The sequence below is a fragment of the Rathayibacter sp. AY1C5 genome (assembly GCF_002931705.1).
Classification (GTDB): domain Bacteria; phylum Actinomycetota; class Actinomycetes; order Actinomycetales; family Microbacteriaceae; genus Rathayibacter.
This window is the reverse complement of record NZ_PSWD01000049.1, coordinates 1-9,161: the sequence shown is the minus strand read 5'-3', so window position 1 is coordinate 9,161 and position 9,161 is coordinate 1. Positions and strand designations below refer to the sequence as shown.

Genomic DNA, 9,161 nt, shown 5'->3' with positions numbered 1-9,161 from the left:
GGTCGGGGGCGGAGCCGGGGGGCGTCGCTCGAGTCATGGCTCGATCCTCGGGCATCGGCGGGGGCGCGTCGTCCACGAGGCGGCCGGCCGAGGACCCGCGCACCCGGTGGCCGTCTCTCCGTCACCGGATCGCCGTGATCGAATATGCGCAGAACATCACAGAGGATGCACAGCCGTGCGACACTTGCACATCGCCATCGCCATCGTCGCCGCCGGCCGACTTCCGATGGACGATCACGACGAGGACTCATGGCACGCGCACGCATCACCTGGGTGGACACGGCGAAGGGCATCGCGATCATCCTGGTCGCCCTGGCCCACTCCGTGCAGTGGACCACGACGGCCGGGATCGCCCCCGACTCGTGGAACGAGATCAACCTCCTCCTCATCACCTTCCGGATGCCGCTGTTCTTCCTCGCCTCGGGGCTGTTCGCCGGCTCCGTGCTCACCCGGTCGTGGCCGGAGCTCTGGCGTTCGCGGCTGAGCCTGCTGGTCTGGGCCTTCCTGCTCTGGTCCGTGGTGCGGTTCCTCTTCTTCCTGGTGGTGCCCAACCCGGGCGGCACCGACGAGTCCGACCCGCTCGCGCTGCTCCTCCAGCCGGTGATGCCGCACAACGGGCTCTGGTTCCTCTACGCGCTCACGATCTTCTTCGTGGCCGCCAAGCTCGCGCAGGGCCGGATCGACTGGCGGGTGCAGATCGGCATCGCGACCGCGATCGCCGTGGTCTGGTACGCCGTCCGCTCCAGCACCTCCGAGGGCACCGGGAACATCGCCTGGGACGGCATGGCCCGCTACCTGATGTTCTTCCTGCTCGGCCTCTACCTGCGGAACGCGGTGATCGCGTTCGTGGAGCGCCGCGGGATCCTCAGCGGAGTCGGCTTCGGCGTGCTGTTCCTCGTGCTCGCCGGCGTGATCCTCGCCGTCCGCGCCCGCTTCCCGCTGCTGACGATCGGGCTGGTCCTGGTGAGCGTGCTGGCGGTCCTCGCCGGGCTCGTGGTCGCCCGCTTCCTCTCGAACCGGCGCGGCGCGGGCTGGATCACCTTCATCGGCCGCAACACGCTCCCGGTGTACGTGGTGCACGTCCTCTTCGTCTCGCTCGCCACGAGCGCCCTGCTGCTCTTCGACGGAGAGCGCTGGCTCGACGTCATCGGGCCGGTCGTGCCGCTCCTGGTCTGCGGGATAGGCGTCGCGGCAGCACTGGGCTACTGGCGCCTCACCCGCGACCTGCCCGTGCTGAAGTACGGCTTCCAGGCGCCCGCCTGGTTCTCCGGCTCCCGCTCGCGCGTCGACGCCGGCTGACCGCGGGGCGCCCGCCGATGGCGCCTCGGCATCGGCCCCGGGAGTCTCTTGAACGGTTTCCCAGAACCGATCTCGCGGATGTGCGCCTGGGAATCCGCTGAAGGCCCGTGAGAGGAAGTCTCAGCGCTCCGTCGCCCGCCTGATCGCTCGGCGTCGAGAGGCCGGCGGCGGCTGGTCCGACGGAGGCGAGCCCCGCTCGGCAGTCGCCGCGCGGGGAACTCCCTCGACGTCGAGAGGGACTGTCTCGACGTCGAGCGACCGGTCGGCGGGAGCGCTCGGAGGGGCGTCCGGGGCCACCCCGGAAAGGGTGCCGCCAGGAGCTCGCGGAAGGCCGCACATCCGCCCCAGTACTGGGATCGGAGGCCGTCGGACCCCTTCCGCCGACCTACTCTCGGAGCTGTGAACGAACTCCTGGACCCGCTCCTGCTGTCGAGATGGCAGTTCGGTCTGACGACGATCTACCACTTCCTGTTCGTGCCGCTCACGATCGGCATGGCGCTCACCGTCGCGATCTTCCAGACCTGCTGGGTGCGCACCGGGAAGGTGCACTACCTGCAGCTGACGAAGTTCTTCGGGAAGCTCTTCCTGATCAACTTCGCGATGGGCGTCGTGACCGGGATCGTCCAGGAGTTCCAGTTCGGGATGAACTGGAGCGACTACTCCCGCTTCGTCGGCGACGTCTTCGGGGCCCCGCTGGCGTTCGAGGGCCTGCTCGCCTTCTTCCTCGAGGCGACCTTCATCGGCCTCTGGATCTTCGGCTGGGACAAGCTGCCCGAGAAGCTGCACCTGGCCACCATCTGGCTGACCACGCTCGGCACCACGCTCTCGGCCTACTTCATCATCGCCGCGAACGCGTTCATGCAGAACCCGGTCGGCTTCCGCATCAACGAGACCAAGGGCCGCGCGGAGCTCACTGACATCTGGGCGCTCCTCACCAACAAGGTCGCTCTCGCCGCGTTCCCGCACACGATCTTCGCCTGCTTCATGGTCTCGGCCGCCGTCATCATCAGCGTCGCGGCCTACCACCTCTCGCGGAACCAGCACCACGAGACCATGCGCCCCGCGCTGAGGTTCGGCGCCTGGATGATGCTCGTCAGCGGCGGCCTGACCCTGTTCACCGGCGACTCGCTCGGCCTCGCGATGGTCGACACGCAGCCGATGAAGATGGCGGCCGCGGAGGCGCTCTACAGGACCTCCACGGGCGTCGACGCCTCCTTCTCCGTCTTCACCTGGGGCACGCCGGACGGCTCGAGCGAGCTGTTCTCGATCCGCATCCCCTACCTGCTCTCCTTCCTCTCGACGCACACCTTCACCGGCACGGTCGAGGGCATCAACAACCTCCAGGCGCAGTACACCCAGGTCTACGGACCCGGCGACTACACGCCGATCATCTGGGTCACCTACTGGTCGTTCCGCTGGATGATGGCCCTCGGCGTCCTGGCCATCGGCATCGCCGCGGCCGGCCTCTGGTTCACCCGGAAGGGCCGCGAGCCGAAGCAGTGGATGTGGAAGGTCGCGATCTGGGCCGCCCCGCTGCCGCTGATGGCGATGATCGTGGGCTGGGTCTTCACCGAGATGGGCCGCCAGCCGTGGCTCGTGTTCGGACTGCTGAAGACCGCCGACGGAGTCTCGCCCGGAGTGAGCGGCCTCGAGGTCCTGATCTCGCTGCTCGCCTTCACCGCGATCTACGGCACGCTCGCCGTGGTCGAGTTCCGCCTGATCAAGCGGGCCGCGCAGGCCGGCCCCGACGACGCTCCCGAGGTCGACGAGGAGAGCGGTCGCCCGCAGCTCGTCGGCACCGTCTACTAGGAGGCACCCCTCATGGATCTCGCCGTTCTCTGGTTCTGGATCGTCGCGTTCTTCTTCATCGGCTACTTCGTCCTCGACGGGTTCGACTTCGGCGTCGGCATGTCGCTCCCGTTCCTCGGGCGCGACGACACCGACCGCCGCGTGCTGATCAACACGATCGGCCCGGTGTGGGACCTGAACGAGACGTGGGTGATCGTCGCCGGCGCCGCCCTGTTCGCCGCGTTCCCGGAGTGGTACGCCACGCTCTTCAGCGGGTTCTACCTGCCGCTTCTGCTCATCCTGCTCGCGCTGATCGCCCGCGGCGTCTCGTTCGAGTACCGGCACCAGCGTCCGGAGGCGCAGTGGAAGCGGCGCTTCGACACGATGATCGTCGTCGGCTCCGCGGTGCCCGCCTTCCTCTGGGGCGTGGCCTTCGCGAACATCGTGCAGGGCGTCCCGATGGACGCCGACCACAACTTCACCGGCACCGTCCTGGACCTGCTGAACCCCTACGCGCTCCTGGGCGGAGCGACGACCCTCCTGCTCTTCTTCACGCACGGAGTCGTCTTCGTCGCCCTGAAGACGGAGGGGGAGATCCGCGAGCGTGCGCGCCGCCTGGCGACCCGCGCGGGGCTGCTCACCGTGGTCGTCGCCGCGGTCTTCCTGGCCTGGACCAACCTCGGCCAGGGGAGCACCGCCTCCTGGGCGCTCTCGGCGGGCGCGGCCGCGACCCTCGTCGGCGGCTGGCTCGCGATCACGCGAGGCCGGGAGGGACGCGCCTTCGCGCTGCTGGCCGGCACCATCGCGCTCGCCGTGCTCGCCCTCTTCGCGACGCTGTTCCCCGCGGTGATGCCGGCCTCGAACGTCCCCGCCTACGGGCTGACGATCGAGAACGCCTCCAGCACGCCCTATACGCTGGCGGTCATGAGTTGGACCGCCCTGGTGTTCGTGCCGCTCATCGTCGGCTACCAGGCCTGGACCTACTGGATCTTCCGCAAGCGCATCAGCCGCGCGCACATCCCGGTCGACGCCCACTGACGTGAAGCCCCTCGATCCGCGCCTGCTCCGCTACGCCCGGGCGGCCCGCGTGTTCCTCCTGCTCGGCGGGGTGCTCGCGCTGGCGAGGACCCTGGCGATCGTCGCCTTCGCGTGGCTCGTGGCGCAGCTGGTGGCCGGTGCGGTCGACGGGAGGAGCGCCGACGATCTCGCGCCGCTGCTGGCCGCCCTGCTCGCGGTCGTCGCGGCGCGGGCGGCTCTCGCCTGGGCGACCGAGGTGAACGCGGTACGCGGAGGAGCAGGAGCGAAGGCGCAGCTGCGGCAGGCGGTCCTCGCCGCACTGGTCGAGCTCGGCCCGGCGGGCCGCTCCGAAGGGGGCTCGGGCGGGGTCGTCGCGCTGCTGGGCGGCGGACTGGACTCCCTCGACGGCTACTTCGCCCGCTACCTCCCGCAGCTGATCGCCACCGCGGTGGCGACGCCGCTCCTGACGCTCGTGGTCTTCCTCGCCGATCCGCTCAGCGCGGTGTTCCTGGTGGTGACCCTGCCGCTCATCCCGGTGTTCATGGTGCTGATCGGCTGGGCGACCCAGGCCGTGCAGGCGCGGCAGTGGGAGCGGCTGCAGGCGCTCGCGTCCGGCTTCGTCGACACCGTCGGCGGCCTCGCAACACTCAAGATCTTCGGGCGGGCCGAGCGGCAGGCGACGCGGATCCGCGCGCTGACCGAGGACTACCGCGTGCACACGATGAAGGTGCTGCGAGTGACCTTCGTCAGCGGCTTCGTGCTGGAGCTCGCCGGCTCGCTCTCGGTCGCGCTGGTCGCCGTCTCGATCGGGCTGCGGCTCGTCGACGGCTCGCTGGGGCTGGCCGTCGGGCTGTTCGTCCTGGTGCTGGCGCCGGACGTGTTCCTGCCGGTGCGCCAGGTCGGTGCCGAGTTCCATGCGGCGGCCGACGGGGTGCAGGCGGCGGACCGCGCCTTCGCCGTCCTCGAGCGCGCGGCGGCCCTGCCCGCTCGCGGGAAGGCCCCGGCGGCGACGGGGGCGCTCGAGCTGCGGGGTCTCGCGGTCGACGACGGACGCGGGCGGACGCTCGCTCCTGTCGACGCGGTGCTCCCCGTCGGGTCGATCACCGTGGTGACCGGGCCCAGCGGGTCCGGGAAGTCGACGCTGATCGCCGCGCTCGCGGGCTTCGTGCCCTTCTCGGGCACGCTGCTGCTCGGCGGGTCGCCGGTCGCGGATCTGCGGTCGACGCTCGCCTGGGCGGGCCAGCGGCCCGACCTTCTCCCGGGGAGCGTCGCCTCCGCCGTCGGGCTCGGAGCACTCTCGCCGGACCCCGAGCGCGTGCGGCGGGCCCTGGCGATCGCCGCCGTCGACGTGGACCCCGAGCGCCGGCTCGACGCCGAGGGGACGGGCCTCTCGGGCGGGCAGAGCGCCCGCGTCGCCGTCGCCCGCGCCGTGCACCGCCTGCTCGAGCGCGGGTGCGCGGTGCTGGCCCTGGACGAGCCGACCGCTGCCCTCGACGAGGAGTCCGAGCGGGCGCTGCTCGCCGGACTCAGGACGCTGGCGGAGAGCGGGACGATCGTCGTCGTCGCCAGCCACCGGCCCGCGACCGTCGCGGCGGCCGATGCCGTGATCGCCCTGGCGCCGGCGGGGGCGGTCGCGAGGTGAACCGCTCCGACGTCCTCCGCGCCGCGATGCCCGGGCCGCGCCGCTTCCTGCCGGGGCTGTCCTTCGGGCTGCTCTCCTCCTCGGCCGTCGTGGCGCTGCTGGCCTGCTCGGCCTGGCTGATCGTCCGCGCGGCCGAGCAGCCGCCGATCCTGTTCCTCTCCATGGCCGTCGTGGGCGTGCGGGCCTTCGCGCTGGCGCGGGCCTTCTTCCGCTACCTCGAGCGGCTGACCGGCCACGACGCCGCCTTCCGCGCGCTCGCGGAGCTCCGGGCGGGCGTCTACGAGCGCCTGGTGCCGGTCGCGCCGGACGGGCTGGGCCGCGTGCGCCGCGGCGACCTGGTCTCCCGGGTGGTGGCGGACGTCGACGCCCAGCAGGACGTGCCGCTGCGCGTCGTGCAGCCGCTGGTCGTCGCGGCGCTGGTCGCTGCGGTCTCGGTGGTCGGCGTCTGGCTGCTGCTGCCGGCGATGGGTGCCGTGCTGCTGGCGCTGCTCGTCCTCGCCTTCGCCGGCGGGGCTCTGGGCGCCGGCCGGCTCTCCGCGCAGGCGGACCGCGAGCTGGCGCCGTTGCGCGGGGAGCTGGCCGAGCGCCTCAACCTGCTGGTCACCCGCCTCGACGTGCTCATCGCCTTCGATGCGGCGGGTGACGCTCTGGCGGACGTGGCACGCGCGGAGGAGTCGCTCGCCCGGGCGGCGCGTCGGCGGGCGGCCTCCGCCGGACTGGCCGCGGCCGTCCTCGCCCTCTGCTCGGGCGGTGCGGTCTGGGCGGGCCTCGCGCTGGGGATCCCGGCGATCGGCGACCTCGGCGGTCCGGCGCTGGGAGTCGTCGCGCTCGTGCCGCTCGCGGTCTTCGAGGTCGCCGCCGCCGCGCCGCTCGCCGTGCAGGCGGCGCGCACCGCGCTCTCGAGCGCTCAGCGCCTGGCCGATCTGGACGCCGAGGCGGCGTCGCCGGCGCTCGCGACCGACGCGGACGTGGACCCGGACGCCCCGGCTCCCCGGGGCGCCGGCATCGTCCTGCGCGACCTGTCGGTGAGCTGGCCCGGCGCGCACACGCCCGCGCTGCGGGGCGTCTCGCTCGACCTGCCGGAGGGTGCGCGCGTCCTCGTCACCGGCGGCAGCGGCTCCGGGAAGACGACGCTCGCGCACGCTCTGGTGCGCTTCCTCGACCACTCCGGCAGCTACCTCCTGGGCGGAGTCGAGGCGCGCACGCTACCGCAGGCGGAGGTGCGGAAGCGGGTCGGGCTCGTGGAGCAGCAGCCGTACCTCTTCGACGACACGATCCGGCAGAACCTCCTCTTCGCGCGGCCCGAGGCCGATGGCGCCGTGCTCGAGGCGGTGCTGGAGCGGGTCGGGCTAGGCAGCTGGCTTGCTGCACGCGGCGGGCTCGACGCGCGGGTGGGGGAGCGGGGCTCGCTCGTCTCGGGCGGCCAGGCTCAGCGGATCGCCCTCGCACGCGCACTCCTGGCCGACTTCCGCGTCCTGGTGCTGGACGAGCCGACGGCGTCGGTGGACGCTCCCGTGGCCGACGCTCTGCTCGGGGATCTGCTCCGCGCCGCCGAGGGGCGGACGGTGGTCCTGATCGCGCACCGGGTCGATCCCGGGCTGGAGTTCGACACGCGGATCCGGGTGGCGGACGGCACGGCGGCTCAGGAGTACCGGGCCGCCTGAGCAGGCGTCCGGCTCCGCGGGGCGGTCGGTCCGAGCGGCCGTTCAGCCGTGCTCCGTCCGGACCGAGGCCCGCGCCAGGGAGGCCGCGCGCGCCAGGCGCCCGCCCTCCGCCTCCCAGCGGTCGAGGACCGCGTCCGCCCGGGTCCGCGCCGCACCGCGCAGCCCGGCCAGGAGCGGAGCGACGACGTCGCGGGCCAGCGGGTCGCTCAGCTCGTCCACGCGGGAGTCGCGGACGAAGCCCTCGAGCCGGGTGAGGTCGGAGCCGCGCAGCCACTCGGCTCGGGACTGCAGCAGCACGACGGCCGCCAGCCGCGGCTCGAACACCGCCTGCTCCCACAGCTCGGAGGAGAGGGCGGTCACGTCGTCGTGCTCGAGCGAGCGGAACTTCCTCAGCGCGTCGCGGACGGTGCCGCGGACCGCCCCGACCGAGGCGCCCGTCGAGTCGAGCCCTGATCCCAGGCGCTCGCGCACGTCCTGCGCGCGCCAGACGTCGCCCTCGTACTCCAGGGCCGAGCGGATGAAGTCGCCGGGGTCGCTCACCCCTCCATCATGCGTCGCGCGTCAGCCCCTGCTGGCCCAGACGGCCCGTCCGATGCCGTCGTACTCGACGAGGCGGCCGTCGTCCTGCAGCACGAGGCGGTAGGGCGCGACGACGCCGCTCTGGCCGATGTCGAAGGAGATCCTCGGGAACCGCAGCCAGAGGATCCGGGAGTCGGCCACGTCGAGCCGGCCCTCGGAGCTCATCGAGAAGGCGGCGCCGGAGGCGGAGGAGGTGTTCGTCGCCCAGTCCGCGCCGTTCGGCCCGTAGACGACGAAGTTGCCGTCGCGCTGCATCTCGGCCCGCCACTGCCCGCTCGCCGAGGTCAGCCGCGTGCCCGCGACGACGAGGCCGCTCGGGGAGAGCGAGTCGCGCACGACGAGCGCAGCACTGCTCCAGAGGACGCCGGAGTCGTCCGCGATCCGGAGATCGCCCTCGCGGAGGACCATCGTGGCGCCCGGCTCGCCGGACGTGTCCGAGGCCCAGACGGGCGCGCCGTCCGCGGTGTAGACCACGGCGTTCCCGTCGTCCTGCATCCGGAGGACGTTGCCCCGGCCGCGGGTGCCGCTCGCCCAGAGAGCCCCGCCCTGCCCGTAGACGACGAGGTTGCCGTCCGCCTGCATCACCGCCGTGGTGCCTCCCGGGGTGGCGAGCCGGTTCCCCGCGTAGAGGGTGCTGCCGCGGCGGAGGGTGTCGGTGCGCGGCTCGTCGATCCGGCCGCCGATGCTGCTGGCCCACGCGGCCGAGCCGCTGCGGCGGTAGATGACGAGATTGCCGTCGTCCTGCATCCGCAGCTCGCCGCCGGGGTCTGCCACCGTGCCGCTCGCCCAGACCGGGCGCCCGTCCGCGGCGTACACGACGAGGTTGCCGTCGTCCTGCATCCGCAGGCTGTCGCCGCGCCCCTGCGTGCCCGAGGCCCAGGTGGGACGGCCGCCGGCGGCGTAGACCACGGCGTTGCCGTCGGTCTGCATCACGAGGGAGGAGGCGCCGTCGGGGGACACCAGGCGCTCGCCGCGCGCGAGCTGCTCGCCGGCACGGAGGACCGCGGCGGAGGCGACGGCGGAGGACGCCGAGGACGGGGCCTCGACCGCGGCGGCGGGCAGCGAGCCCAGCAGGAGCGCGCCCGTGGCGGCGAGCGCCGCGAGGGAGGCGGTCAGGGAGCGGCCGGAGGGGAGGTGCGTCATCGCAGGGGTCCTGTCGGGGAGGGCGGCGG

Annotated in this window: 7 protein-coding genes; 5 read left to right on the top strand and 2 right to left on the bottom strand. The window is 73.0% G+C overall.

The window, feature by feature from the left end; all coding sequences use genetic code 11:
• The first annotated feature begins 249 nt into the window (after window positions 1-249).
• The 5 genes from C5C57_RS17230 (at window position 250) to cydC (ending at window position 7,410) form a co-directional block, all read left to right on the top strand.
• Window positions 250-1,299, top strand: a complete 1,050-nt coding sequence (locus tag C5C57_RS17230; protein ID WP_104348320.1) for an acyltransferase family protein — start codon at window positions 250-252, stop codon at window positions 1,297-1,299.
• A gap of 399 nt (window positions 1,300-1,698) precedes the next feature.
• On the top strand, window positions 1,699-3,108 hold the full coding sequence (locus tag C5C57_RS17225; protein WP_104297928.1) for a cytochrome ubiquinol oxidase subunit I: 1,410 nt from the start codon (window positions 1,699-1,701) through the stop codon (window positions 3,106-3,108).
• A gap of 12 nt (window positions 3,109-3,120) precedes the next feature.
• The gene (cydB, locus tag C5C57_RS17220; RefSeq protein WP_104246540.1) at window positions 3,121-4,125 is read left to right on the top strand and encodes a cytochrome d ubiquinol oxidase subunit II; all 1,005 of its coding nucleotides are present in this window, start codon (window positions 3,121-3,123) and stop codon (window positions 4,123-4,125) included.
• A 1-nt stretch (window position 4,126) separates the two neighbouring features.
• Window positions 4,127-5,746 (top strand): thiol reductant ABC exporter subunit CydD, encoded by a 1,620-nt coding sequence (gene cydD / locus C5C57_RS17215; protein ID WP_104246539.1) that lies wholly within the window; start codon window positions 4,127-4,129, stop codon window positions 5,744-5,746.
• The gene (gene cydC / locus C5C57_RS17210; RefSeq protein ID WP_104297927.1) at window positions 5,743-7,410 is read left to right on the top strand and encodes a thiol reductant ABC exporter subunit CydC; all 1,668 of its coding nucleotides are present in this window, start codon (window positions 5,743-5,745) and stop codon (window positions 7,408-7,410) included. The genes cydD and cydC overlap by 4 nt, the downstream gene beginning before the upstream one ends.
• Window positions 7,411-7,452: 42 nt before the next feature.
• Here the strand turns inward: cydC and C5C57_RS17205 are convergent, their stop codons facing one another.
• Window positions 7,453-7,950, bottom strand: a complete 498-nt coding sequence (locus C5C57_RS17205) for a DNA alkylation repair protein (RefSeq protein ID WP_104225639.1) — start codon at window positions 7,948-7,950, stop codon at window positions 7,453-7,455.
• 21 nt (window positions 7,951-7,971) lie between these two features.
• Window positions 7,972-9,161 (bottom strand): hypothetical protein (locus C5C57_RS17200; protein WP_219827762.1); only part of this gene is annotated, 1,190 nt, incomplete at its 5' end.